Source organism: Cellvibrio sp. GW822-FHT04B05 (genome assembly GCF_058800985.1).
This window is the reverse complement of sequence record NZ_JBXAMU010000001.1, coordinates 790,779-815,937: the sequence shown is the minus strand read 5'-3', so window position 1 is coordinate 815,937 and position 25,159 is coordinate 790,779. Positions and strand designations below refer to the sequence as shown.

26 protein-coding genes are annotated in these 25,159 nt (G+C 47.0%); 6 read left to right on the top strand and 20 right to left on the bottom strand.

Features of this window, described 5'->3' with window-relative positions:
- The first annotated feature begins 89 nt into the window (after positions 1-89).
- From AC1RJL_RS03315 to AC1RJL_RS03305, 3 genes are all read left to right on the top strand, one after another.
- Positions 90-1,109 (top strand): nucleoid-associated protein, encoded by a 1,020-nt coding sequence (locus AC1RJL_RS03315; RefSeq protein WP_492911326.1) that lies wholly within the window; start codon positions 90-92, stop codon positions 1,107-1,109.
- A gap of 125 nt (positions 1,110-1,234) precedes the next feature.
- Positions 1,235-1,825, top strand: coding sequence for a TetR/AcrR family transcriptional regulator (locus AC1RJL_RS03310; RefSeq protein ID WP_492911325.1), 591 nt, complete (start codon positions 1,235-1,237; stop codon positions 1,823-1,825).
- 211 nt (positions 1,826-2,036) lie between these two features.
- Entirely contained in the window at positions 2,037-3,236 is a 1,200-nt protein-coding gene (locus AC1RJL_RS03305; RefSeq protein ID WP_492911324.1) for a lipid A deacylase LpxR family protein, read from the top strand.
- A gap of 34 nt (positions 3,237-3,270) precedes the next feature.
- Here AC1RJL_RS03305 and AC1RJL_RS03300 read toward each other — a convergent pair whose 3' ends face one another.
- The 19 genes from AC1RJL_RS03300 to AC1RJL_RS03210 form a co-directional block, all read right to left on the bottom strand.
- Entirely contained in the window at positions 3,271-5,070 is a 1,800-nt protein-coding gene (locus AC1RJL_RS03300) for a putative bifunctional diguanylate cyclase/phosphodiesterase (RefSeq protein ID WP_492911323.1), read from the bottom strand.
- Positions 5,071-5,127: 57 nt separating this feature from the next.
- The gene (locus AC1RJL_RS03295) at positions 5,128-6,291 is read right to left on the bottom strand and encodes an FIST C-terminal domain-containing protein (RefSeq protein WP_492911322.1); all 1,164 of its coding nucleotides are present in this window, start codon (positions 6,289-6,291) and stop codon (positions 5,128-5,130) included.
- 28 nt (positions 6,292-6,319) lie between these two features.
- Complete coding sequence (locus tag AC1RJL_RS03290) at positions 6,320-7,588, bottom strand: hypothetical protein (protein WP_492911321.1); 1,269 nt, start codon at positions 7,586-7,588, stop codon at positions 6,320-6,322.
- Positions 7,589-8,116: 528 nt separating this feature from the next.
- Entirely contained in the window at positions 8,117-8,863 is a 747-nt protein-coding gene (locus AC1RJL_RS03285) for a YbgF trimerization domain-containing protein (protein WP_492911320.1), read from the bottom strand.
- 14 nt (positions 8,864-8,877) lie between these two features.
- A complete protein-coding gene (gene pal / locus AC1RJL_RS03280; RefSeq protein WP_492911319.1) occupies positions 8,878-9,345 on the bottom strand; it encodes a peptidoglycan-associated lipoprotein Pal in 468 nt (155 codons plus the stop codon).
- A 41-nt stretch (positions 9,346-9,386) separates the two neighbouring features.
- A complete protein-coding gene (gene tolB, locus AC1RJL_RS03275) occupies positions 9,387-10,667 on the bottom strand; it encodes a Tol-Pal system beta propeller repeat protein TolB (RefSeq protein ID WP_492911318.1) in 1,281 nt (426 codons plus the stop codon).
- Positions 10,664-11,506 carry a cell envelope integrity protein TolA gene (tolA, locus tag AC1RJL_RS03270; protein WP_492911317.1) on the bottom strand — a complete coding sequence of 281 codons (843 nt, stop codon included), beginning with the start codon at positions 11,504-11,506 and terminating at the stop codon, positions 10,664-10,666. The genes tolB and tolA overlap by 4 nt, the downstream gene beginning before the upstream one ends.
- A gap of 7 nt (positions 11,507-11,513) precedes the next feature.
- On the bottom strand, positions 11,514-11,942 hold the full coding sequence (tolR, locus tag AC1RJL_RS03265; RefSeq protein WP_492911316.1) for a protein TolR: 429 nt from the start codon (positions 11,940-11,942) through the stop codon (positions 11,514-11,516).
- A 36-nt stretch (positions 11,943-11,978) separates the two neighbouring features.
- Positions 11,979-12,665: a protein TolQ gene (gene tolQ, locus AC1RJL_RS03260; RefSeq protein ID WP_492911315.1), complete on the bottom strand. Its 687-nt coding sequence runs from the start codon at positions 12,663-12,665 to the stop codon at positions 11,979-11,981.
- 15 nt (positions 12,666-12,680) lie between these two features.
- Positions 12,681-13,094 (bottom strand): tol-pal system-associated acyl-CoA thioesterase, encoded by a 414-nt coding sequence (ybgC, locus tag AC1RJL_RS03255; protein WP_492911314.1) that lies wholly within the window; start codon positions 13,092-13,094, stop codon positions 12,681-12,683.
- Positions 13,095-13,101: 7 nt separating this feature from the next.
- Positions 13,102-14,127, bottom strand: a complete 1,026-nt coding sequence (ruvB, locus tag AC1RJL_RS03250; RefSeq protein WP_492911313.1) for a Holliday junction branch migration DNA helicase RuvB — start codon at positions 14,125-14,127, stop codon at positions 13,102-13,104.
- A gap of 43 nt (positions 14,128-14,170) precedes the next feature.
- Positions 14,171-14,785, bottom strand: coding sequence for a Holliday junction branch migration protein RuvA (gene ruvA / locus AC1RJL_RS03245; RefSeq protein ID WP_492911312.1), 615 nt, complete (start codon positions 14,783-14,785; stop codon positions 14,171-14,173).
- Positions 14,786-14,917: 132 nt separating this feature from the next.
- Positions 14,918-15,439 (bottom strand): crossover junction endodeoxyribonuclease RuvC, encoded by a 522-nt coding sequence (ruvC, locus tag AC1RJL_RS03240; RefSeq protein WP_492911311.1) that lies wholly within the window; start codon positions 15,437-15,439, stop codon positions 14,918-14,920.
- Between the two features lie 98 nt (positions 15,440-15,537).
- Complete coding sequence (locus AC1RJL_RS03235; RefSeq protein ID WP_492911310.1) at positions 15,538-16,281, bottom strand: YebC/PmpR family DNA-binding transcriptional regulator; 744 nt, start codon at positions 16,279-16,281, stop codon at positions 15,538-15,540.
- A gap of 232 nt (positions 16,282-16,513) precedes the next feature.
- Positions 16,514-18,319 carry an aspartate--tRNA ligase gene (aspS, locus tag AC1RJL_RS03230; RefSeq protein ID WP_492911309.1) on the bottom strand — a complete coding sequence of 602 codons (1,806 nt, stop codon included), beginning with the start codon at positions 18,317-18,319 and terminating at the stop codon, positions 16,514-16,516.
- Between the two features lie 79 nt (positions 18,320-18,398).
- Positions 18,399-18,650: an FmdB family zinc ribbon protein gene (locus AC1RJL_RS03225; RefSeq protein ID WP_492911308.1), complete on the bottom strand. Its 252-nt coding sequence runs from the start codon at positions 18,648-18,650 to the stop codon at positions 18,399-18,401.
- A gap of 180 nt (positions 18,651-18,830) precedes the next feature.
- A complete protein-coding gene (gene mtgA, locus AC1RJL_RS03220; protein WP_492911307.1) occupies positions 18,831-19,523 on the bottom strand; it encodes a monofunctional biosynthetic peptidoglycan transglycosylase in 693 nt (230 codons plus the stop codon).
- Positions 19,524-19,529: 6 nt separating this feature from the next.
- Positions 19,530-20,015 (bottom strand): DUF4124 domain-containing protein, encoded by a 486-nt coding sequence (locus AC1RJL_RS03215; RefSeq protein ID WP_492911306.1) that lies wholly within the window; start codon positions 20,013-20,015, stop codon positions 19,530-19,532.
- A 29-nt stretch (positions 20,016-20,044) separates the two neighbouring features.
- Entirely contained in the window at positions 20,045-20,353 is a 309-nt protein-coding gene (locus AC1RJL_RS03210; protein WP_492911305.1) for a Rieske (2Fe-2S) protein, read from the bottom strand.
- Positions 20,354-20,596: 243 nt separating this feature from the next.
- Between AC1RJL_RS03210 and AC1RJL_RS03205 the strand changes: the two genes are divergently transcribed.
- Complete coding sequence (locus AC1RJL_RS03205) at positions 20,597-21,931, top strand: flavohemoglobin expression-modulating QEGLA motif protein (RefSeq protein WP_492911304.1); 1,335 nt, start codon at positions 20,597-20,599, stop codon at positions 21,929-21,931.
- Positions 21,932-21,946: 15 nt separating this feature from the next.
- Positions 21,947-22,336 (top strand): hypothetical protein, encoded by a 390-nt coding sequence (locus AC1RJL_RS03200; RefSeq protein WP_492911303.1) that lies wholly within the window; start codon positions 21,947-21,949, stop codon positions 22,334-22,336.
- Between the two features lie 25 nt (positions 22,337-22,361).
- On the opposite strand, the gene AC1RJL_RS03195 is transcribed toward AC1RJL_RS03200, so the two are convergent.
- Positions 22,362-22,745, bottom strand: coding sequence for a hypothetical protein (locus AC1RJL_RS03195; RefSeq protein WP_492911302.1), 384 nt, complete (start codon positions 22,743-22,745; stop codon positions 22,362-22,364).
- A gap of 412 nt (positions 22,746-23,157) precedes the next feature.
- On the opposite strand from AC1RJL_RS03195, the gene AC1RJL_RS03190 reads away from it, so the two are divergent.
- Positions 23,158-25,074: a di-heme-cytochrome C peroxidase gene (locus tag AC1RJL_RS03190; protein ID WP_492911301.1), complete on the top strand. Its 1,917-nt coding sequence runs from the start codon at positions 23,158-23,160 to the stop codon at positions 25,072-25,074.
- The last annotated feature ends 85 nt before the right edge of the window (positions 25,075-25,159 follow it).

Genomic DNA, 25,159 nt, shown 5'->3' with positions numbered 1-25,159 from the left:
GTGTTTGCAAATCAAATCTGGCGCCTATAATAGCCGCCTTTTGCGCTTCGCCCAATTTTAACCTCTTCTCAATAAAAGCGACTTGATTCATGGCATTAACCTCCATCATTGCACACCGTATTTACCGTCATTCGCCCGGCAGCGCCTTTGAATTGCAATTGCGCGGTGATGCATTTACCAGTGCAGGTAAATTGGAAGAATTAGCCTATGAATTCAAAACCCAATTTATTCGTAAAGGCGGCAAGAGTTACGGACGCTTCTCAGACGAGTTAGGCGAATTCCCCCTGCCCGCCTGGCTGCGGGATTATCGCGAGGAGCGGTTGAGTTTTGTCAGCTTCACACACAAGGCAATGCAGCAATTCCAGCAGGCTCTGGAAAAGGCGGAATCGCTACTGGATGCCTATGTATTTTTCGTGGAGGAGAATCTGGAAATTGGCGATACGCTGACTGTTTATTTGGTTGAACATCAAAGCGGGCTGTATCTGGACGGTGAATTAAGTGTTGATGATTCACTGTTCCTCGACACCAGCGGTTTTAACCTTGCAGCGAAAATCCAGCTTAATGATTGGAGATCAGGTGACTCAACAACCTATCTAACGCTAATGCGTGCTCGCAGCGATAAAGATATCGCCGATGCGTTCACGCAATTTATCGCCTTTACCGATAAACAAGATATCAAACAGGAAACTGCCGAGTTCTTGCAAATCGTCGATAATTTCAGCCAGACACTCGATGAAACCACCGCCAAAATTACTCGCAGTAAAGTGGTGAATTACTGCCTTGAACAGAATAAAGCCGGTAAGCCAGTCACTATCGCCGCACTATCAAGCAATCTCTCGGAAGAAGTGAAGAGCTATGAACCCGAGCGCTTTGTGCGCTACGTGGAAAACAGCAAGCCGGAGCTCAAGCCCGAGTTTATTCCCCATGCCGGGCAAATTCGTAGCTATGTGCGCATCAGCGGGCGCAACGACTCGTTAAGCATGAGCTTCGCATCTGAATGCCTGGGGCGGGAAATCGAGTATGATGCGGAAAACGACGTACTTACCATCAAGAACCTGCCGCCATCGTTAAAGGCGCGTCTGATAAAACATCTAAAAGATGGACAGTAAATTTAATCGTGTAATGCCAGTATGTACTTTGCTACCGCCGAAAATAGCAAAAAACTACACATTCCATAACTATATAAACTAAACCTACCCTTGCAAAAGCAGACGACTGGTCATATATTTACCACATGAGCAAACGCGAACTGAAAAAAGATTATCTTCTTGATGCCGGGTTAAAGGTAATGGCCACCCGTGGCTACAACGGCACCAGCATTCAAGACATAGTCAACTCTGCCAATGTGCCCAAAGGTTCTTTTTACACTTACTTCAAGAGTAAGGAAGATTTTGCGATTGAAGCACTGGAGAAAGTAACCGAAGAGCGCATGATCCAGAATCGCCACCTGCTAAGTGACCGCAATATTTGCCCTCAGGAACGCCTGACCCGCTTTTTTGTGAACAATATTGGTGGTTGCGAGGAAAACCTCAACGGTGGCTGCTTCCTGGGCAATATGTGCCAGGAGATGTCGGAATCCAGCGAGGCAATACGCATCAAAGTTCGCCAAATGTTGCGCAATAGCACCCAAGCAATCGAAGACGTATTGGAAGAAGCACGGCTTAAAGATGGTCTGAAAAGCCAGCTACCCTCTCCGATTCTGGCAGAGTTTTTATTCAATGCCTGGGAGGGGACATTAATGCGTATGAAGGCATCCAAATGTCGTGAACCACTCAACGCCTTTTTAACTGTTTTACCCGAACTTTTTTCCAAGCCACAGGATTAAGATTTAACGATCCCTTTAAAAAATTACCTTTCCGGGTATTTTTGTTCCATAAAAATAAGATGACCAGTCACTTTTTTGATACATGAGATTATAGATATCTCATCTTCAGGCGAATTCGTTCGCCTATTTTTTGGATCAAAAATAAGACGACTGGTCATTTATTTAAAAAGTAAACTGAAACCATGGTAACAAAAGAAAAGGAGTTACCGACATGCAAGACCAAGACAAACAAAGAGACTCCAGTAGAAACCTCGATACAGCTAGCAGATTCTGGTTCGTGGAGTCATTACTTATTCAGGCTTTTGCCCTATCGTTGTTGTTCAGTATCGCCAGTACTGTATTTGCAGATCAGGGCAGCTATCTGGCTGAGCAGCAGCCACAATGGTTACAACTTGTCAGCTTGGCCGATGATGAGAAGCAACCATTGCTGCATCTTAAGGATCAGCCCACCAAGCCAACCAGCAGTTGGGCATTCGCATTCGATAATGATCTATTGGTACCAGGCCACCGTGACCAGGACTATACCTATGGACTCAACTTTACCCAAACAGGAGCAAGCGCCCGGGCAGCAAAAGTCTCCCTCAATACACCGCTGGTTGTGCTCGATAGATGGCTGAGGTTCGAGCATTCATCGCTAGGCACAGAGGAAACCTTTAGTCGGGAAGTCGGAGTTTTTGGCTTCACCCCCGAAGATATCAGTGTTAAAGAAGCCAACCCTGATGATCGCCCCTACGCCAGCCTGGCTTACCTTTCCAGCTCACGTGAGCAGGTTGACCTGGTCGATAATATCGCTTGGAAGAGTACGCTGACTGTGGGCTTACTCGGCACTGGATTGGCGGGAGAGTTACAGAATCTCGCCCACAAAATAACGAGTGGCGAGAAAGCGGAGGGCTGGAATAACCAGATTAGTGATAGTGGAGAATTAACCGGTCGCTATGTGCTTGCCCGGCAACAATATTTCGATAGTTTTTCAGAAAGCGTCGAAGTAAAAAGTACCGTACAAGCATCCGTTGGTTATCTGACTGAAGCAAGCTGGGGCCTGAGCATGCGTACCGGCAGAATTCACAGCCCTTGGGCATCATTCAACCCCGAGTTGGCCAGTTATGGTGAAAAGTCATCTTACTCAAGCAATGCCAAAGCAGTGAATGAGCGTTATTTCTGGGCTGGGATTGCAATTAAAGCACGCGCTTACAATGCATTTTTACAAGGACAATTTCGCGACAGTGCTGTGAATTACAATCATAACCAATTGAATCCTTTACTGGTTGAAACTTGGGCTGGTTACACATTTGCGTTCAAGCAGGGCTATCGCGTCAGCTACGTACTGCGCGGACACAACTCGGAAATTAAAAGCGGCGCAGGTGATCGCAATTTGTTGTGGGGCGGAATTATTATTGCCCGTAGCATCTAACAAGGACGTTAGAACAAATTAAAAATAAAAGTTACTATTCCACCTCTTCCATCTGCGGTTGCAACATCGCAAGCAAATTTGTAAAGGGTACCGGTCGGGAAAAATAGTAGCCCTGATATTGCTGGCAACCCAGTTCCTGCAAACAAGCCAACTCTTCCCGGGTTTCCACTCCTTCAGCAAGAATCTCCATATCAAGATTACTTCCCAATGCAATAATCATTCGTGCAATCGAGCGGCTTTCAGCATCGCTGTGAATATCACGCACAAAGGAGCGATCAATTTTAATCATGCGCGCAGGAAAACGTTTTAAGTAGGCCAATGATGAATAGCCCGTACCGAAATCATCAATTGAACACTCAACACCAATTGCCTGCAAGTCCGACATTAATGTCATTGCTTGATTGATTCCGCTCACCAATACGTTCTCAGTAATTTCAATGGCAAGATTTTGCGGTGGAGCATCAGTTACAGCAAGCGCCTGACAGATACGTGCAAAAAAATCTTGCTGCGTTAGTTGCTTACCACTGACATTAATCGATAACTTTTTGAATCCCTCTAACAGCCCTTGTATTTGCAAAATTTTTAAATGCCTGCAAGCTTCGTTCAATACCCAATCGCCAATATCTAAAATCAAATCGCTATCTTCTGCGATTGGGATATACACAGCGGGTGATTCAAATTGGTACTTTGGATTATGCCAACGCAATAACGCTTCGGCACCGATAATTTCGTGGGCGTAATTAAACTGCGGTTGGTAATAAAGCTCAAATTCATTATTTTTTATTGCAGCTTTTAAATCCGATACGTAAGCCAAACGAGTATTGTGTTTCTCCGACATATCAGGATGATATGCCAATGCAACACGTTGACGCATGACTTTTGCTTCATACATTGCCAAGTCGGCATTCTTAATAATGTCGCTGTATAACTCATCAAGATTGGGGAAAATTTCGTATCCCATACTGCAACTAATATTGTATCCAACACCTGCCAGATCAAATGTCACTTCAACAGCATCATGGATACGCGCAGCAGTACCGCAAACAATCAGCTCGGCTTCTTCACGATTACGTCCTAAATCAGGCAACAGAATAACAAACTCATCTCCACCAAAACGCGCGACCGTATCTTTGCTACGGGTAATACTCAACAAACGTTGAGCAACCTCTTGCAAAATTTTATCCCCAACATCATGTCCCATCACATCATTTATCGATTTGAATTGGTTTAAATCAATAAATAATAAAGCACCGTATTTTTGATAATGTCGACAATGAGCTAAAGATTCCTCCAGTTTTTCTGTTAGCTTGCGGCGATTTGCCAACTGGGTAAGCTCATCATGGGCCGCTTGGTGAGCAATAGTTTTTTCCGCCAGATGGCGCGCGGCCATTTCCTTCAACAAAGATTCATGGGCAATGCAGGCATAGCAACTTAATGATAATTTTTTAAAAATAGGATCGAGCGACTTTTGGATAACCGAATCCAATTCATAAACCCCTTCAAAAACTATAACGCCATGAGCGGGCAATGAAAAACAGTGGTATGTTTTATTATTGAGTGCAATTGTTGATGAGAGGCTTTTGGACTCCAGGTGCTGTGCAACCATTGACTGGAGCACCAAGCATTCCGACCAAGGCGCACCTAAATACTGACGCGGAATACTGAGACAGTGTTTAATCACCAGTGGTTTACCGGAGAAGTCGGCAAAGGTCGGTACACCTGTGGGATCACAAAAAAGAAATACATGAACGCTACTGAGATCCAAACGCGACATACTGACGCGCATAAAGATGCGTAGCATTTCTATCAACTTCAAGTCATTACCAATAGCCATGGCAAGCTCATGTTGTATTGATATTATTTGCAGTGCTTTTTTCATATGAGGCAATCGCTAGAGTTGACCCACCACTATGGATTTATTCAACAAATTAATAGTTCCTCTTGCAGTATTGGTAATTTCACCAATCGACAAAACACCAAGAATCGTTTTGCCTTCACCAATGCCACTGCTCAAGGCCAGTAACTCATCAGAAAAATCCTCTCCCAAGTAGAGCGAACGACTAATGCAATCAAAAGCCAATGCCATTCCCAGTGGCTTATGTGATAGCTGTTGCAGCTTCAAACCGGATTGCTCTCCAGCCAAAAATGCCGCCTCGATAATAAATTTACGTCGCCCTTGCAAGATATAAATCATGGTATTAGCGGGCACACAACCAACACACACCAACTCATTTTTAATGCGCTGGATCGGATCTCGCACCATGATCTCTTCGTTAATGCCAACAATTCCCAAAGGGAAGTTTTTAGATATTTCAAAAAAATTATTTTTATTAAATTGATTACCGGTTATACGCTCAATACTGTCTCGATACACTTGAAATGCCGGCAAATAATCAATTGTCTTAACCTTGGTACCCTTAGCTTCGGTAACAAGGTATGGTCCATCTAGCACTTCCCAACCATGATCTACAGCGCAGCGCATAGGAATCGGTAACTTTATCACCAACGCGGCATCTTGCAACAAACCTGCACGCGTAAACAAACAGGGCCGCTGAATAAAATTTATCGATCCAGCGCCGCCGCCAATAACATGACTACCTCCGCCAATTGTTTCATATAGCGTGTTAATAAATACTTCAGTTGTTTTTGCCATGGCATCAACAAAAACCATCAAATCAGCAGCGAAATCAACTCTATCACCATCCTGCCACGATGGATTTTCAATAAATAATTTCGCTTGGGACAAATCGTCGTAAACATCAACTTGAACAGCAAAAGGAAAACCAATAAGGAGCGAACCACGGTCCATACATTTTCCATCGAAGAAAATACCGGGAAAAATGCCACCGAAAACAGGCACAGGACAAGCACCCAACAAAACTTTTAATCGGTCCGCCGAGTGCGCATTGTTACTACATGCCAAAACCAAAATGCTGCTGGCACCACGAGTTACCAAGAGTTCAAGGGCTATTCCCAATTGCTCATCAGTACCCTCAGTGTCCAGCCATATAGGTGGCAATGCATAGGTATTATTATTCTGTGTTACCAATGCCATCGACCATTCCCGCGTCAATCACTGATTATTATTTCAATAAAGGCGAATTCAATGCTTCTACCTTTGGCCCAATTAATTTTTCTGTTGCTTTACGCAAGTCATCCAGCGATACCTTGCGAAGCACCATTAACTGTTGGGTTATATCATCAATACTGTGTTTATTATTACTGCGCTTGCGAATTTCTTTGTCCAACTCATCCAGCAACACAACAGCACGGGCTGTCACGGGTCCGGTCGATTTGGTTGTACGCAAATGTTTTACTTCAGCACCCCAAGCGGCTAAATTTTTAATTATTTTGCTGCGTCGCGCTTTAGTCATTCCATCAGCACGATAAAGTAATTCGAAGGAATAGAATTCAGCAATCCCTTCTGCGATCCAATCATCGTTTGTTTTTGCAGTGGTTGCACCACGAATACGTGTGACCATGTGGGTCAATTCATGCAATAAAGGACTAGTACCATTTTCACTTACCAAAGGACGATCTGAATGTAAAAATAACGAGTTCGAAGCTGACAACCCGCCCCTCCACATCGGATCATCTGCCCCTACTACCAATAATTTTTTTGGCGTTACGTTAAAAGCCGAGTGCACTTCCGGCCAGACAAAATTAAAAAACGTGAGTGCATCCATACGACGCAACCCTTCACCTGTGGGAGCACTAACCGCAATTGAAGTCTGTTTAATTGTCGCTCTTCGAGTACCGATTTTCCCTGCAATCATCCAGCCTATTGGGCGATCGAATAATCGCTCCGGATTATCAATGATGAACAAGTTACCTTTTTGACGCGGCCAGCCGGTTTCAATACCCGGCCATCCCTCCGGTAATATAAACTCTAATTTAGCGATCGCACGCGCACCAGGGATTTCAAACGTTTCTACTGGTGGAATTAAATCATCACCGCGAAACAATGCCCAATCTTTTGTTACCCGCGCGTCAAATTTACCAGCCGAACGCTCATGAGTTAATTTCACAAAATAGGTTAACCTGGCATCTTTCGCAGGTAACTCCCAAAAAACCTGCTTATTCTTAATCGTTAATTTGCCATTTCCCTGGATTTCCGAATAGATACCATCGGCGTTATCAAAACGCATTTTTCGTAATAACCCACCATTATCAATCGAAATCTCGACAGCTGCACCTTCCCGCTCGGGAACGAGTTTAACCAGATAGTCCAGTTGGTATGTATTATCAACCTGAGGCTCAGCGGCTTGAACAACTAAACAAAACAATGCCAAGCTTAAACAACATGCATTCGCTCTCAGCGATCTAATTAAATGACCGGATAAAAAACTCATCACTTCATTCCCATAATAAGAACAGTATTGGTCGCAGTGTAAAGGATAAGACCAAAACCGCAATAACGAATCCCGTGCTTTACTTTCCCACTTTCATAAAACCGCAACTTCATATGGTCAATTTCCTACAAATGAAAGCGATTTTTATGACTAGTTCGGCTGCCTGGATTACGCCAAAATAACTACATCAAGGACGAAAACCATTTAAAGGATAAATGGGCTGCAAGGATAAGCAGATACAGGGAGCACAAGGAAATCAATATCAAGATGATATTGGAGTAGCGCCAGGAATGATGACAGAAGTTTTACGGAGTCATCCATAGGAAAAGCGGGCAGTAGGAGCAAAACTGACTCAATGCGCTCGGAGGGATTTAACCGGGAGGAAAGTAAACAGGAGTATTAGAAGGAACTTACGTAAGATTCACGAGGCTTTTGCAGGAAGCTGCTGCAACACATATATCCAATTATGGATACACTACGGGGCTTTAACATAAAGCCCCTTTCTTTTTAGCTTTTTTTATAGAAACATTAAAAATTATCAGCCAGAAATTTCTGCGCCAAACGGGCGGCATCTGAACTGCCGCCAGCAACTTCATTCAATAGGGATCGAGCTTTGGCCTTATCTCCCGTCATAAAATACACCTTCCCCAAATCCAATTTGGCATCAGGTACCTTTGCAGCACCAGGAAAGTTCGTTACCAACTGGGAAAACCAGTTTTTAGCTTGCGGGTAATCCTTTTTTAGCATGGCAATCTTACCCAGCCAATAGTGACTGTTACTGGCAAAATCACCATTCGGAAAACGGCTCAAATGTTCCTGGAATGCTGCTAAAGCACCATCAAAATCTTTTTGATTTAGTAAATCATATGCATTTTTGTATACATCGCTTTCACTGGCAGAGGCAGGTAGACGCGACACAGATGCAATAGTAGATGGCGCTATAGAGATAGGAATATCTTCAACAATTGATCTGCTGGGCACAGTATGTGCTCCACCACCGGACAGACGGCGATCAAGATCAATGTAGTTATCTAACTGTAGTTGCTTGAGCTGTTTTAGCTCATGCGCTTGCTCTTCAAGTAAGCCACGTAAATCAGCTACTTCTTTTTGCAGGGCACTTATTTGGGAGTAAACATCAGATTGAGCAGAAGCAGGCAGACCAGTTTGAGCCACCCCAGAGCGAATGCCCTGGGGTGAAGACTCAACAACCCGTACTTGCGCCTGTAAGACTGGAGCTGCGACAACCAAGACAACAGCAAGCAGATTTTTAAGCATACGGGCTCAGACTCTTAGTACTTAACTTCTACGCGACGGTTTTGTGACCAAGAGGCTTCGTCGCTACCGGTAGCAACTGGTTGCTCTTCACCGAAGCTAACAACTTCCAGAGAAGAACCGTTAACGCCTTGAGTCACAAGGAAATCACGAACAGCGTTAGCACGCTTCTCGCCCAGAGCCATGTTGTACTCGCGTGAACCGCGTTCATCAGCATGACCTTCCAGACGTACAGCTACTGAAGCACCTTTCAATTTGTCAGCGTGAGCCAACAGTACAGCACGGCTCTCAGCAGTCAAAGAATATTGATCAAAGTCAAAATAAACAACATTTGACAATGCCGCTTCAGGAGTAGTAGTGCGTTCAACAGGAGCAGTACCAGTGGTAGTTGGCTCAGTTGCTTTGTTATCGCTGCTTGAACAGCCAACCAGGAAAGACATAACAACAGCCAAAGTGAGACCTTGCTTGATTGCTTTGGTGATCATGTGTGTGTAACTCCAATGAAGTTTTGATCTGTTTTACGGGATTAGTTAAAGAATGGCGACCATGCGGGTTCCCGCACATCACCCTGTTTTGGAGGCTGGAGGATTTTGACACGCGCGTCAAGAGACACGGCCGCCAATACTCCTTTACCACCAGAACGAGTCGCATACATTAGCATAGCGCCATTGGGCGCTATAGTAGGCGATTCGTCCAAACTTGTCTCTGACAAAATGCGTAAATTGCCAGATTTTATATCTTGCGCAGCAATATGATAGGACGTACCGGGGCGTTTGTTCAACATAACCAGACTTTTTCCATCAGGAGAAACACGTCCGCGGGCATTATAATCACCGTCAAACGTAACACGCTCTTGCTGCATACTACTCAAATTGACTTGATAGATTTGGGGTTTACCACCGCGATCCGAAGTAAAGAAAAGCGAAGCGCCATCCGCAGACCATGATGGCTCATGGTCAATAGCAAAGTGGTTGGTCACGCGAGTGAGCTGACGAGTCAACACATTCATTACATAGATTTCAGGGTTTCCGTCTTTTGACAGGGCCATCGCCAGCTTTTGTCCATCAGGGGACCACGCCGGTGCGCCATTTAATCCACGGAAGTTAGTCATTTGTTGACGTCTGCCTGTAGCAATGTCCTGGATATAAATTGCAGGTTTATTGTCCGCCTCAAATGACACATAGGCTACACGCTGACCATTTGGTGACCATACAGGAGACAATATAGGATAGCGTGAGTCCAGCAGCATACGTGGACGAAAGCCATCGATATCAGACAACATCAACCGATATTTCTGCGGCTGCTTGAAGGCCTCGACATAAATCAGCTTGGTAGAAAAAATACCGCGAATACCGGTAATGGTTTCATATACTTTGTCGCTGATATGGTGCGCCATATCGCGCAATTGCGCATCGGTACCATCAACTGTCAGCTTGGCAAATACACGTTTTTGTTGCACCACATCAAATAATTCATAACTTGCATAGTAACGGCCAGCTTGCTGGGTGATTGAGCCAATCAACAAATACTCCGCCTTAAGCACACTCCAATCACGATAATGAATTTCTGCTTCAGAGCGAGGAAAGGACAACAAACGTTCAGCAGCAATTGCCTCAAATTGACCGGAAAACTGCAGATCATTACCAACAATCCTGGCCAGATCTTCAGTCAATTTACCACCGGCCCAGGCAAAGGGCACAACGGCTATACGGGTTGGATTATCTACCCCCTTGGTAACTTTTAAATTCAATTGCGCATGGGCAATGCCAGCAACAAAAACAAGACACAACAGTAAGTAACGTTTCACGACCTTAAGTCCTCTGGGCTAAATGTGAATCTGAATACACGGAAATACCTTTCAAAAATATCAGGCGGGATTTGCATCACTTCGGTAAAACGATCCACACGCTTTACTGCCTGTTCTGCTGCCCGATCAAACGCCGGATCACCACTGCTTTTAATCACGCGCAAGCCTGTGACAATTCCAGTGGGCAACATGTTCACTTCCAATACAACCTCCAACCCATTTCGTGCTGAGGGTGGCCGACTCCAATTCTGCTCCACACGCTCGATGAGGGCTTCCTCATAACTCTTCGTGTTTACAGCATCATTGGACTCGCTGATCATTTTTTCTTGTTTTTGCAAAGCCGCTTGAACTCGCTCCCGCTCTTCCCGGGCTTCCTGTTCACGCTTGGTCTTCTTGGCCGCTTCAGCTATACGTTTTGCTTCGTCTTCGGCTTTTTTCTTCTTCTCTGCCTCTGCTTTATCTGCTTTGGCTTTCGCAACTTTTGCTGCTTCTTCTTTTACTTTTTGTTGCTTTAGTTTTTCCGCTTCTGCTGCTTTTGCCTCTTGATCTTTTTTCTGTTGAACCAACGCTTCTGCTTCTTTGCGGCGCTGTTCATCCTGCTTTTTCAGGTGTTTAAGATCTTCATAAGCTTTTGAGTCCAATACTTGCTCATGAATCTGCGGTGGTGCCGCTTTGGCTTTTGGTTTCGCATCGACCAGCTTGGCAGTTACATAATGAGGCTTATAAGGTTCCTCTTTTTCCTTAAAAAAATCCCAATTACCCAGAAAAAGCACCAGTAAAGCACCGTGCAATAAAACACTTAACAATGTCGGCAGTGATAATGATTTTTCCAACTTCATAAAAAACCTAGCGCGGAGGCTCTGTAATCAAACCGACAGAAGGGGCTCCAGCTAACTTTAACTCCCCCATCAACGTCACTATGACACCGTACTCTACTTTTTTATCACCCTGCACAAACACTAAGGTATTTGGTTTTTCTGCGAGCACCTTGCTCACGATCGATTTAATTTCAGCAAGGGGACGTGGTGCTTCTGCATCACCGGCCAAATCAATGTAATAAGAGCCATCCGCTTTTACTGAAACAGTAATGGGATCATCGTCTTTTGTATCGACTGACTCGGATGCTGCTTGCGGTAATTCAACTTTAATACCTTGAGTCATCATGGGTGCGGCAATCATAAATACGATCAACAACACCAACATAACGTCGATCAGCGGAACTACATTGATTTCCGCTTTCAATTTCTTTTTGACCGGTGATGCAAATCCAGACATGGCTTTAACCTGTTTCTTAATCTATGTAAAACAGCGTTATTTGCTGTGAACCTGGCGATGCAAAATTGCAGAGAATTCTTCTGCAAACGTTTGGTAATTACCCATTAAGCTTTCTGCGCGCGCCGAAAACTTGTTGTACGCAAGCACTGCCGGGATTGCGGCAAACAAACCCATAGCAGTTGCAATCAAAGCCTCGGCAATGCCGGGCGCAACAGTCGCCAAACTTGGTTGGCCGGCATTGGAGATATTCAGGAAGGACATCATAATTCCCCATACGGTTCCAAGCAGACCAATGTAAGGGCTGACCGATGCAACACTTGCCAGGAACGGCAAGTTCTCTTCGAGTTTTTCACCCTCGCGGGCAAGTGCAACACGCATCGCGCGCATTGAACCTTCCATTACCGCATCAGAATCAGCACCGGCTTGTTGGCGCAAGCGGGTAAATTCTTTGAACCCTGCGCGGAATATATTTTCGATCCCTTCTACCACTTCATTGCGGCCATTGCCTTGGCGATAAAGCTGGTTCAAATCTATACCAGACCAAAATTGCTTTTCAAAATAGGCGAATGCTGCTGATGCTTTGCGCTGGTAGATTTCGCGCTGAAAGATCATTACCCAGGATATGACTGATGCTAAAAATAAAATCAGCATGACTACTTGCACTAAAAAACTGGCCTCAACAATGAGGTGCAGTATCGACAGGCTTGGTTTAGCTTCTGGCATAGTATTATTTAACTCTTACATTTGACTGTGGAAAATTTGATCAAGTTGATGATGCATATCAGCGGGAATTGCGTTGGGTCTCATGGTTGCAGCATCGACACAGGCGATACGGATTACAGCCTCGCACAACAATTCACCATCGCGCAGCACCTGCTGTTTGAATTCGACATAGGTGCGTGCCAATTTTTCAATCTGTGCACTGACTTGCAATTGATCATCAAGACGCGCGGAACGACGGTAATTAATTTGTGCAGAGTGCACAACCAACAATAATCCACCATCCAAAATAGCGGGCTTATCATAGCCCAAACTACGCAAAAATTCTGTACGGCTACGCTCCATGTACTTGAGATAATTAACGTAATAAACAATGCCGCCTGCATCTGTGTCTTCGATGTAAACCCGCAACGGGATACTAAATGGGTGCATAACGAAATTATTCCACTGAATCCTGCAAACGTTTGGGTATGGGCATCCCAAAATATAAATAGGCGTTATTGGTTAAAATCCGACCGCGCGGTGTGCGAGCCATAAATCCCTGCTGGATCAGATAGGGCTCTATTACATCCTCAATAGTTCCGCGATCTTCACTAATGGCCGCCGCCAAACTTTCAACCCCTACCGGCCCACCATCGAAATTATTCATCATTGCTGTCAGCAAGCGGCGATCCATGTGATCGAAGCCACGCTCGTCGACGTTGAGCATATTGAGCGCGCTGTCAGCCATCTGTGCGGTAACTATCCCGTCGCCTTTCATTTCTGCGTAATCGCGTACGCGACGAAGTAGACGATTGGCGATACGCGGGGTACCGCGGGAACGTTTTGCTACTTCTGCCGCACCTTCTATATCCATTTTTACCCCTAACAATGCGGATGAGCGCGCCACAATATGGGTGAGATCGGCGACATTATAAAACTCCAGTCGCTGAACAATACCAAAACGGTCGCGCAACGGTGATGTCAGCAAACCTGCGCGTGTTGTTGCCCCCACCAGGGTAAATTGCGGTAAATCCAGCTTGATTGAGCGTGCAGCAGGGCCTTCGCCGATCATAATATCCAGTTGGAAATCCTCCATCGCCGGATAGAGAATTTCTTCCACTACCGGACTCAAGCGGTGGATCTCATCAATAAATAGAACATCACCGGGCTCAAGATTAGTGAGCAATGCGGCCAAATCACCCGCCTTTTCCAACACCGGACCAGACGTACTTTTCAGCGAAACATTCATTTCGTTGGCGATAATATTGGCGAGTGTTGTTTTACCCAAACCCGGCGGACCGAACACCAGGGTGTGATCCAATGCTTCACCGCGCTTTTTCGCTGCGCCGATAAAAATTTCCATTTGCTCGCATACCGCCGGTTGCCCGACATAATCGGCAAGCGACTTCGGGCGCACGGTGCGATCGAGATGGTCTTCGCGCTCTTTGGCTGCGGGTGCAATCAGGCGGTCAGTTTCAATCATCGTTATTCAACCAGGCTAACGTGGGTTTATCCGGCACCAATGTTTATCCGGCGATAGCGCGCAACGCAATACGGATCAACTCTTCGCTTTTGGCATCCGGTTTCTGCTTGGCCGCGAGCGAAATCATTTTAGCGGCATCGACCGGTTTGTAGCCCAAGGCGATCAATGCGCTTTCGGCTTCGGCAAATACATCATTGTCGGTGGCGATACTCTGGATTTCGCTATGAGCAATTAAATCGCTCTGCGGCATATCCCAAGTCTTCAAGCGATCGCGCAATTCAATCACCAAACGTTCGGCGGTTTTTTTACCGATACCGGGGACTTTAGTCAGGGCATTAATATTGTCGTCGCGCACGCAACGGGCGATGTCATCCGCTTCCATGCCCGACAAAATAGCAATCGCCAGTTTGGGACCGACACCGTTTACTTTGATCAAGGTGCGAAAGAGCGAGCGGTCGCGTTGCTCGATAAAACCGAATAATTGATGCAGGTTTTCAGTGATAGATAAGTGCGTGTGCAACACAATTTCCTGACCGATACCGGGCAGGCGATAAAAAGTAGTCATAGGTGCTTGCAGCTCGTAACCAATGCCGGCTACATCCAACAGCAAATAAGGCGGCTGTTTTTCCAGAACTACTCCGCGCAAACGTCCAATCATAAAATTCACTTTCCATCGGGGAAAAATAGGCTGTTTTTATAAACAGTATTAATGTGGGCAATTGTAAAGGACTTTACCGACAAGAGTCATCCATAGCCACTCGCTACATAAAAATAATCGCGAACGTTCGAGTTATACAACTCGCCCACGGCGGAAACTGGATGAACCCGCCATACGGATTAAATGATCGCGGGTATTGGCATGGCAAAGTGCGACGGCCAAAGCATCGGCCGCATCCTCTTGTGGAGGGGCGGGCAAGCGCAATAGGGTTTTGACCATATGCTGCACTTGCAATTTATCGGCAGCACCATTGCCCACCACCGATTGCTTCACTTTACGTGCTTCATATTCCGACACAGGCACATTCTGCGCAGTCGCCGCCACAATCGCCGCGCCCCGCGCTTGCCCCAATTTCAAGGCAGATGAGGCATTCTTGGCCATAAATACCTGTTCAATGGCCATTTCTTGCGGGCAATATTGCTCAATAATTTGGGTGAGGGAATCAAAAATAACTTTGAGGCGCGCAGGCAATTCATCTGTATCTTTCATACGAATCACACCGCTAGTGACGTACTCCTGCTTGCTACCGATGACATTGATAATGCCAAAGCCGGTTTTGCGGGAGCCGGGATCAATACCGAGAATAAGTGCCATAAGTTGTATCTATATACAGTAGTTATGGCGCAGTGTTACACGATGGGCGGTGACAGGCAAGCATCTGGTGATTGCTCATCAGATGCTTGATAAGACGGTTACCCCAACTGCTCTATGATTTCTTCGGCAATATCGGCATTGGTGTACACGTTTTGCACGTCATCCAAATCTTCCAGCGTATCGATCAGTGCGAGGATCTTTTCAGCAGATTCTTTATCGAGACTAACGGTGAGCGAAGGAATTTGTGTAATCTCGGATTCAGATGCATTCAAGCCAGCGCTAGCCAAAGCATCTTTTACGTGAAAGAAATCCTCAAATGCGGTCATCACATCAAATGAACCATCTTCATTGCTGACAACATCATCAGCCCCCGCTTCAAGTGCAGCTTCCATCAATGCATCTTCATTGACGCCCGGCGCAAAACTGATTTGGCCTTTGCGCGCAAAAAGATAAGCAACCGAGCCGCTGGTGCCCAGATTGCCGCCGCGCTTATCAAACGCGTGGCGCACATCGCCTGCAGTGCGATTACGATTATCAGTCATGCATTCAACGATAAAGGCGACGCCGTTTACGCCGTAGCCTTCGTAAATCAGCTCTTCGTACGCATCAGATTCCGAAGTGCCTGCGCCACGGGCAATCGCACGCTCAACTACATCCTTTTTGAGATTGTTGAGATAGGCCTTTTCTACCGCCGCACGCAAGCGCGGATTATCAGCAGGGCTCGCGCCACCTTTGGCGGCAACCGTTAATTCGCGGATAATTTTGGTGAAGATTTTGGTTCGCTTGGCGTCCTGACGCGCCTTGCGATGTCTCATGTTTGACCATTTGGAATGTCCGGCCATTGGAAGCTCCCATTCAGATAATTACAACAAATAACCCAGTGCCAATAACACGGTTTGTCATTGGGATAAGTATTTTAAAAACGTATAAATACATCCCTGTAACTCCCATTCGACATCCATGTCTCCAGGGTTTTGAAACACTTATCCCAACGCCAAACCTGGATAGTGCCAATTTCAAATCGCTACAAACAAAAAAGGTGGGCAAAAGCCCACCCTTTGTGTGCAACAAAAATTACATACCGTATTCAGGCGAATCTTCTACTGCAACAGCTTTTTCTTTCTTGCGCAGGCGGATATGCAGATCGCGCAATTGCAGCTCGTCTACGGTGCCGGGAGCATCGGTCATTACACAGGCAGCGCTTTGGGTTTTCGGGAAGGCGATTACGTCGCGGATTGAGCTGGCACCTACCATCAACATAATCAAACGATCCAAACCAAACGCCAAGCCACCGTGTGGTGGTGCGCCGTATGCAAGTGCGTCGAGCAAGAAGCCAAACTTCTCGCGTTGTTCTTCCGGTGAAATGCCGAGGATTTTAAATACGGCTTGTTGCATAGTCGATGAGTGGATACGAACTGAACCACCACCCAATTCAGTACCGTTCAATACCAAATCGTATGCGCGGGATAATGCATCACCCGGGCTAGCGACCAACTCATCCGGTGTGCAGCTCGGCGAAGTGAACGGGTGGTGGATTGAAGTCCAGCCACCTTTGTCATCTTCTTCAAACATCGGGAAATCAACAACCCAAAGCGGAGCCCACTGTGTGGTGTACAACTCAAGGTCTGCGCCGAGTTTGCAGCGCAGTGCGCCCAAGGCTTCGGTTACTATTTTGTGTTTGTCAGCGCCAAAGAAAATCAGGTCGCCGTTTTCAGCACCAACGCGATCCAAAATGGCCGCACGTACCGGCACTGGCAGGTTTTTCACGATCGGTGATTGCAAGCCTTCTTCCAGATCAGACTTGTCGTTGACCTTGATGTACGCCAGACCTTTTGCGCCATAGATGCCAACAAATTTGGTGTAATCGTCGATTTGTTTACGGGTCAACTTCTCATTACCGCCGGGTACTTTCAGTGCAGTAACGCGGGATTTTGGATCATTGGCCGGGCCAGCGAACACTTTGAAATCCACTTCGGTAACCAGGTCTTTGATATCAACCAATTCCAGCGGAATACGCATGTCCGGCTTGTCTGAACCGTATTTGGCAATCGCTTCCGAGAACGGCATGTGATTGATCGCGGCAAACTCTACCCCGAGCAAATCTTTGAATAATTCGCGGAACATGCCTTCGGTAATTTGCATGATCTGGTCTTGCGACATGAATGAAGTTTCGATGTCGATCTGGGTAAATTCCGGCTGGCGGTCAGCACGCAGGTCTTCGTCGCGGAAGCACTTGGCGATCTGGTAGTAACGGTCATAACCGGCCACCATCAACAGTTGCTTAAACAATTGCGGAGACTGTGGCAACGCAAAGAATTTACCGTCGTGGGTACGCGACGGAACCAGATAATCGCGCGCGCCTTCCGGAGTCGCACGAGTCAGGATTGGAGTCTCAACATCAAGGAAGCCATTGCGATCCAGATAGTTGCGGATCACGCTGGTCACTTTGCTGCGGAAACGCAGGTTTTTCTGCATTTCAGTGCGGCGCAAATCGAGGAAGCGATACTTCAAACGGGTCTCTTCACCTACGTTCGAGTAAGAATCCAATGGGAAAGGCATGGTTTCCGCTTCGTTCAAAATAGTCAGCGCAGTACCGTAAACTTCGATCTCGCCAGTCGCCATATTCGGGTTAACGGTTGACGGCGCACGGGCGCGCACTTTACCGGTCAACTGCAGAACGTATTCCCCGCGCACTTTATCGGCCAGGGCAAAATTCTCTTTTGCATCCGGATCGAACACCACTTGCACAATACCTTCGCGGTCGCGCAGGTCGATAAAGATCACACCACCGTGATCACGACGACGATCCACCCATCCGCAGAGGGTAACTTCTTGATCGATAAACGAGGCATTTAAAGCGCCACAGTATTGGCTGCGCATAGGTAGTTCCTAATATTTATAGAAAGTATTGATCGACAATGAATTGGCTAACCGGATAGCTATTTAATTAACTAGTTACTTAGCTGGCAGACGAACTGCCCGTACTGGATGAGCTGCCCGCCGACTCACCGGCAATGTTCTTTTTCTTGCCCGATTTAAAATCGGTCTCGTACCAGCCGCCGCCCGACAAACGGAACCCGGCCGCTGAAATTTGTTTTTTGAGGCCCGCCTTGCCACATGCTGGACAATCGACCAGAGGCGCATCGCTCAATTTTTGCAAGGCCTCCAGGTTGTGGCTACAAGCTTCACATTGGTATTCATAAATAGGCATGGTTATCACCCCGATTACAACAAGATAGTTACAACAATTGGACTAAACAGGATACCAAGACCCTAAAAGGGTCGCGATTGTAACGTAAATCCCCAGCGGCGAGAACCGGACCCTGCAAGAACAAAGCGATATTCGCGCCACGGGATAGCAGGTATAAACGTTCAGGATTAAGTGAGTGGATCACGGAATGCGGGAGTGGCGCATGCGCGCCTGAATGCGGGAGGCGTGTTTGACCACCCAGGCAGGCATGGCTTTTTCATAGCTGCGCGGATTGGGCAACATAACCGCCATGCGCGCCGCCGCTGAAGGGCCTATCTGCGAAGCCGGAACCTTGTAGTAATGCTGCGCCGCCGCCTCTGCACCAAATACACCATTGCCCCATTCCACCACATTCAAATACACCTCCAGAATTCGGCGCTTGTCCCACAGCAGTTCGATCATCATGGCGACAAACGCTTCTTCCAGCTTGCGCACATAGGAACGCGAAGGTGATAAGAACAGGTTTTTGGCCAGTTGTTGGGTGATTGATGAACCGCCCGCAACTGATTTGCCTCTGCGCTGGTTCTTCTTTAACGCCTGCTCAATTCCGCGCAGGTCGAAACCATGATGTTCCATAAAACGATCATCTTCCGCCGCGACCACCGCGCGCTTTAAATGCGATGAAATATGAGGATAATCCACCCACTGGTGTTTTAATTCAGCCTTGGGATTTTGCTCGCGTAACTCATCCAGTCGAATCGACATAAAACTGGTTTCACCGGGATTCACCCACTTCCACAGCAGCACATGGCAGAACAACCACAGTTGATAAGCCAGCAAAAGCAGCAAGAGCCACTTTAATATCCGCCCGGTGATATACCAGAACTTTCTCATCGCCAGCTATTGCACCTGCTCCTGTTGTTGCACGCGCTGCCTCATCGCCGCAGCTGCCGCGCGGGCTTTATCGAGTGCCGATTCCGCCCCCGATTGTTGGTTAGTAGCGATCGGTACTGTCGACTTTCCGGTGTCATCACCAGGTGCAGATATGGCGTTGCGTGTATCCACTTCGATTTGCGCGGCGTTCGCTACCGCGGGCTTATCGCCAAAATGAACTTGCCCATTGGTATCCGTCCATTTATACACTTTCGTTGGCTCGGCCGGATTCGGTTCAGAATATTCGTCTGCTATACCTTTAACTGCCTGTTTGGCGTCAGCCGCTAATTGGCTTGGCGAAAGCAGCTCACGCAAGTCGACCAGCCAATCACTCCCCATTTGTTCGCGCATATCCCGTAATGGCATATTGCCGGTTTTGAGGTAAAACATGTAATTGCCAATTCCTAACACCAGCACTACTACAACAAGCGATTTAAATATCAAACGTCCCATAGCATTCCTTATTAACGATTTCCAAACATTCAGCGAAGCTCCACACCGACAGTGTTGCCTTCATAAATTAGCGGTAAAAATTGCAGTGCCTGCGCACAAGCCGGGCTTCGTGACCGGCCGGTGGTTAAATCAAATTCAATACCGTGCATCGGACAACGCAGTGCATTATTACTCAGGCTGGCACGAGTCAGAGGTGCGTTGGCGTGCGGACATTGGTTTTTGATCAACAGGGTTTTGCCATTTTCTTGCAGCAGGAGCAAATCCTGCCCCGCCAGTTTGACCGGCTTGCGATAACCATCGAATAACAGGTGCAACTTTTCCAGAGCAACAAAAGGCATGCCGAATCCTCACCCACCGCCACAGAATATGAATAACAGCCCAACTAAACGGCGATCAAGCCAAAATCGCTCCATTCTGGCGATTTATCCTGCAAGACGCCAGAGGTGCAGCGGTATACGACAAATTCTGGCCACAAATACCGATTAACCGGATAGAATAGCGGCATCTCTACCGCAGCTGTATTGGGTATTTTACGCCTTGGTATTCGGCCTGTTCTTGCACTTCTATGTGGCAACCTTGTTATGACCGACCCAGTCTATCTGGAGCGTTTAAAGCAGTTATCGACGCGTCTGGTATCCTTACAAAAACCGATTCGCATTCTCGACGCCGTTAAATGGCCAGCGGGAATTGAGCAGCGCTTTCGCGAACAACAAGGTAAAGAATTACCGGCACTGGACGCTGATTTTTATCAGCGCCAAAAATTGGCGTTTGATCCGGATACGGTTAACCATTTATTAAAAGAATTAAAAAACGATGTGCGTCGGCAGCTGGGGCGCGATGATGCGCTTGGTAAAATCCTGCAGGCGACGATTGATCAATACCAAATCGTTATTGAATTATTGCGCTCTCGCGGCACCAATCAGTTTGGCCACTTCAGTCGCCAACTTTACGGCTCTGCCAGCGACAATTTACGCGGTGATCGCAAAACCCTTCGTCAGATGGGCGAGCAGCTGTGCCATATTTTTTCGTTACCGGCAGTTGAGCATTTAAATCGCCCCTACCCTAACGACATCAGCTCCGAAGAAGCAGTAAAAGTATTGCGTGAGCGTATGACAAATTATTTCGGCGCGGGCGAAGTGCGGGTGCAAATCAGTGACGATATTGTTTCCGATGCCTCTGCCGGCGGCGACTGCATTAAAGTGAATCGCCGCGCTTCTTTTTCTGAATTGGATTTACAAGTACTTGAAGTGCACGAAGGCTGGGTGCATATAGGTACGACGCTCAATGGTCGCGAACAACCTTGGGCAACCTGGTTAAGTGTAGGGTCACCGCGAATCACCGCAATTCAAGAGGGAATGGCGGTATTGCTGGAAACCTTAACCTTCAGTTCATTTCCGCAGCGCGCGCGCCGGATTAGCGACCGTGTTGTCGCCGTGGATTTGGCAGAGCAAGGCGCTGATTTTTGCCAGGTCTATCGCCACTTTTTAGAGCGAGGCGTGAGTGAGCACGATAGTTATCGCGTTACCCAGCGAGTGTTTCGCGGCGGCACCCTTACCGGCGGCTCCGTTTTTACCAAAGATATTTCTTACGTAAAAGGATTTGTGGAAAATGTGAATTTTATTCGCAGCGCAATTCAATCAGGCGTGCCGGAAATTATTCCCATGTTATTTGTGGGCAAGGTGACACTGGATGATTTGCCACTGCTCTATGAGCGCTATCTGGAAGGCGTTATTGCCGCGCCTAAATATTTGCCGCCCATGTTTAAAAATTTGAATGGACTATATGTGTGGTTTGGTTTTTCAAGTGGCATATCGCTAATGAATATCGCGCGAGTACAACAGCATTTCAGCAAGCTATTCGACAAATTGCCCGCACCTGCATACTTGCCATCAAACCCCGATGCCGAAATAGACTGAGTTAAATAGTAAATTATGACGTATTACAAAGTTGTTCTCTCAGGCGAGAATATTTTTTTTGAAAACTCCAGTGATGCACCAGAGCCCGTCATTGGTTTTATTACTTGCAAACTGATCAATACAGAAACTGAAGAGCTGGCCATCGCTACTGCCAAACGGGATTTGTTAGTGCATTGGAATCACAGTTTTAATTTCGACCGCAAATTAGGCATGCCCAAGTTGACGGTAGAACATATTGCTGAGGTACGTGGCTGGTTCAAACCAAAAAATAAGAATGATTACTATTGGTTTACTGATGCAGAGCACAAGCAGGCGCAAATTGAAGAACTAACACAACCACCACGCCAATGGTTTTGGCGTAGTGCCGGTAAGAGTACCGGTAAGAAAACAACAACTGAAGAATAAGCCCTGGCAGTCGCCAGGGCATCTGCTAGGCAGTGGCAGCAACTGCCTGTGCGGGATCAATCAGGTTCAGAAGAATAGTACGCAGGCCAGTGGAGTTAATTTCTTCGCTGCGCGCAGACAAAGGGGAATTCCCCACCCATTCAAAACGCCAGCGAAACAACTGTGTGGCTTCACCGGTTTCGCGCACTTCAATCAATTCAAACCGACGCGCGTCCAAACCAAATTTTTCACGTAGCTGGAATGCAAAAGGCTCAGCATTTTTGCCTACAAAACTGGAGGCTTGCTGGGTCGGTGCGGCGACAAAAACATAATCGCGACCCTGGTATTGCAGGTGGTAAACGCCGAGACGGACACCCTGTCCGAGACGATTGCTTAAAGAAGTATCCACAAATAAAGGATTCATCAACATAAAAGGTTCCGCTGCGCTTTTTATAGTGGAGTTAATAACGTTTTACCGCATTCACTCACTGGTTGATTATTCGCCACCCGGTTCCGTAAAAAGTCCCTCTGCTGCGGCGAGGCGGCAGTCTACGCACAATTTATGACAGTTCAAGTAAAAGCTGCCAATTCCGCCTTCTCGCCAACATCAGGAATCACTTTGTTACTTTATTGCCAGCACTGGAAACAGGAGTGACAAACCTTCCTTCTCTGGTTTGTACCAGTACGAAGACAATCTGATAAAGTTAAAACTAAGGCTACCCGCTTTCTGAATAGTTCCTTAATTTTCGTCACCTCAATCACTTTATTTTTTGCACATTTTTTAACCAAAAAAACCGGTTAGCTCGTCAAAACTACAGACAAAAGTTCGTAAGGGAATAATCATGGATTTCAATCGCCTGCGCATTTCATTGCTCACTTGTACCAGCCTGGCTGCCTTTTCCGGCTGCACTTATATTTCACAAGGTGTATTGGTCGATAGCGACCGTCACGCGCAAGTCGCTACTGCAGATAGCTTTGGTGATAGTGCCGAACGTGTGGTTTATCCGGATCAGAATTGGAGCGGCGCGGATAGCTTATGGTTTTATAACATCAGTCAGGGTTCGAATTTGATTCCCTACAAGCTGTTCCTGCACCTGGAGATGCCGGACAGCGAGGCCTTGTATCGCGGCGATAGCAATATGAATCACCTGCGCTATTTACCGCAGCGCGCTTCTGTCGCTAATCCTGATGGCTTACCGGTCGGTTGGGTAAAGGATAAGCACGCAGGCAAAGAGTACATTGGTTTTACCTGTGCGGCCTGCCATACCAGCCAGATTAATTATCAGGGCGTGGCTATCCGTATCGATGGCGGCGCAACGCTGGCCGATATGGAGCAAATGCTGAAGAGCTTATCGGCAGCATTAAATGCGAGCCTGGAAAAGCCCGAAAAATTTGATCGTCTGGCGAAAAAGGTATTGGAGAAAAAGTATCCCGCCGATAACAACATATTTCGCGCAGAACTCACCGCCGCTGCAAAACAAATCGCCAGTTATAACAAGGTTAACGAACCGCGCCATGGCAACCAATCAGTTGCTTATGGTTATGCGCGACTGGATGCATTTGGCCGGATTTATAACCGCATACTTGCACACCTCACGCCAGCAGAGGATAACTTCAACCCGGCCAATGCACCGGTGAGTTATCCCTATTTATGGGATACCCCCCAACATGATTTTGTGCAGTGGAACGGGGTGGGTGATAACGAGTTGGCAGGTCCGCTCGGGCGTAACACGGGCGAAGCGCTGGGTGTATTTGCGCAATTTAATTTGGATAAACAACGCGGCGATCTCGGTTATCGCTCGTCGGTCATCGTACGCAACCTGACGCGTATCGAACGCCATCTGGAAAGCCTATGGTCGCCCGGTTGGGAGGAATTGGCCAAACAAAAAGTACTGCCGCCCATTGATCCGGTACTTGCCGCGAAAGGACAAAAAATATTTGTTGAGTACCAGTGCCACACCTGCCATGAAGCAATTGATCGCACCGATTCCAAACGCCGGATCAATGCACAATTCTCCAGCTTGCAAACCATCGGCACTGATCCTTTTATGGCGATGAATGCGCTCAAGTACGCAGGTAAAAGCGGTTATTTTGCCGGGCAGCGGATTGATCCCTTAAAGCTCAGCTCGCCGCTCTTTCAGGAAACCGGACCCGTGTTACCTGCATTGAGCCTCGCCGTCGCCGGTGTGATCGTGCAGCCGGATCACGATAAGAGCGCGATTCGTCGCTGGACCGAGAACACCTATGACGTAGCGACATCAATTTCCGACAATCCAATCCGGAAGACTGAACGCAATCTGGATTTTGAAATCGTCAATAAGAACGATCCGGCTACATTGGTTGCTTATAAAGCGCGCCCGCTCAATGGTATCTGGGCTACTGCTCCCTATTTACACAATGGTTCTGTACCGAGCCTCTACGAACTCTTTATGCCGAGTTGCAGTGATGAGGAAATTGCGAGTGGAAAAATCTGTCGTCCGAACCGCTTTATCGTCGGTGGGCGCGAGCTGGACCCAATCAAAGTCGGTTTTGTGCAGCGCGATCCGGCAGAATATCCTGGACTATTTGTGTTTGACATACGCCTGCCCAGCAACTCCAATAAAGGCCATGAATATGCCGCAGGCGTTACCCCCGTCTTTGTATTGGATGCGCAAGGGCGTCCGGTAAAAGATGCGCAGGGCAAACCGCAGATGCGTACCCTAACCCCAATCACGCCAGAGCAACGGTTAGCGCTGGTGGAATATCTCAAAACCCTTTAAATCCAGCCTTGATGCACATCCTCCCACTTACAGATTTGGGAGGGAGTGCGACGATAGCGATAGCAAAGCTTCACAATTGCTCACA

Bases quoted from the DNA above. Each gene is read 5' to 3' on its own strand.
- ybgC (WP_492911314.1), bottom strand. From the start codon at position 13,094: ATGCACCCATTTAGTATCCCGTTGCGGGTTTACATCGAAGACACAGAT.
- AC1RJL_RS03235 (WP_492911310.1), bottom strand. From the start codon at position 16,281: ATGGCCGGACATTCCAAATGGTCAAACATGAGACATCGCAAGGCGCGT.
- AC1RJL_RS03310 (WP_492911325.1), top strand. From the start codon at position 1,235: ATGAGCAAACGCGAACTGAAAAAAGATTATCTTCTTGATGCCGGGTTA.
- tolA (WP_492911317.1), bottom strand. From the start codon at position 11,506: ATGAAGTTGGAAAAATCATTATCACTGCCGACATTGTTAAGTGTTTTA.
- AC1RJL_RS03285 (WP_492911320.1), bottom strand. From the start codon at position 8,863: ATGCTTAAAAATCTGCTTGCTGTTGTCTTGGTTGTCGCAGCTCCAGTC.
- tolR (WP_492911316.1), bottom strand. From the start codon at position 11,942: ATGTCTGGATTTGCATCACCGGTCAAAAAGAAATTGAAAGCGGAAATC.
- mtgA (WP_492911307.1), bottom strand. From the start codon at position 19,523: ATGAGAAAGTTCTGGTATATCACCGGGCGGATATTAAAGTGGCTCTTG.
- AC1RJL_RS03315 (WP_492911326.1), top strand. From the start codon at position 90: ATGGCATTAACCTCCATCATTGCACACCGTATTTACCGTCATTCGCCC.
- aspS (WP_492911309.1), bottom strand. From the start codon at position 18,319: ATGCGCAGCCAATACTGTGGCGCTTTAAATGCCTCGTTTATCGATCAA.
- AC1RJL_RS03225 (WP_492911308.1), bottom strand. From the start codon at position 18,650: ATGCCTATTTATGAATACCAATGTGAAGCTTGTAGCCACAACCTGGAG.
- AC1RJL_RS03215 (WP_492911306.1), bottom strand. From the start codon at position 20,015: ATGGGACGTTTGATATTTAAATCGCTTGTTGTAGTAGTGCTGGTGTTA.
- AC1RJL_RS03190 (WP_492911301.1), top strand. From the start codon at position 23,158: ATGGATTTCAATCGCCTGCGCATTTCATTGCTCACTTGTACCAGCCTG.
- AC1RJL_RS03295 (WP_492911322.1), bottom strand. From the start codon at position 6,291: ATGGCATTGGTAACACAGAATAATAATACCTATGCATTGCCACCTATA.
- AC1RJL_RS03205 (WP_492911304.1), top strand. From the start codon at position 20,597: ATGACCGACCCAGTCTATCTGGAGCGTTTAAAGCAGTTATCGACGCGT.
- tolQ (WP_492911315.1), bottom strand. From the start codon at position 12,665: ATGCCAGAAGCTAAACCAAGCCTGTCGATACTGCACCTCATTGTTGAG.
- pal (WP_492911319.1), bottom strand. From the start codon at position 9,345: ATGATCACCAAAGCAATCAAGCAAGGTCTCACTTTGGCTGTTGTTATG.
- AC1RJL_RS03300 (WP_492911323.1), bottom strand. From the start codon at position 5,070: ATGGCTATTGGTAATGACTTGAAGTTGATAGAAATGCTACGCATCTTT.
- AC1RJL_RS03200 (WP_492911303.1), top strand. From the start codon at position 21,947: ATGACGTATTACAAAGTTGTTCTCTCAGGCGAGAATATTTTTTTTGAA.
- ruvA (WP_492911312.1), bottom strand. From the start codon at position 14,785: ATGATTGGACGTTTGCGCGGAGTAGTTCTGGAAAAACAGCCGCCTTAT.
- ruvC (WP_492911311.1), bottom strand. From the start codon at position 15,439: ATGGCACTTATTCTCGGTATTGATCCCGGCTCCCGCAAAACCGGCTTT.
- ruvB (WP_492911313.1), bottom strand. From the start codon at position 14,127: ATGATTGAAACTGACCGCCTGATTGCACCCGCAGCCAAAGAGCGCGAA.
- AC1RJL_RS03290 (WP_492911321.1), bottom strand. From the start codon at position 7,588: ATGAGTTTTTTATCCGGTCATTTAATTAGATCGCTGAGAGCGAATGCA.
- AC1RJL_RS03195 (WP_492911302.1), bottom strand. From the start codon at position 22,745: ATGTTGATGAATCCTTTATTTGTGGATACTTCTTTAAGCAATCGTCTC.
- AC1RJL_RS03305 (WP_492911324.1), top strand. From the start codon at position 2,037: ATGCAAGACCAAGACAAACAAAGAGACTCCAGTAGAAACCTCGATACA.
- AC1RJL_RS03210 (WP_492911305.1), bottom strand. From the start codon at position 20,353: ATGCCTTTTGTTGCTCTGGAAAAGTTGCACCTGTTATTCGATGGTTAT.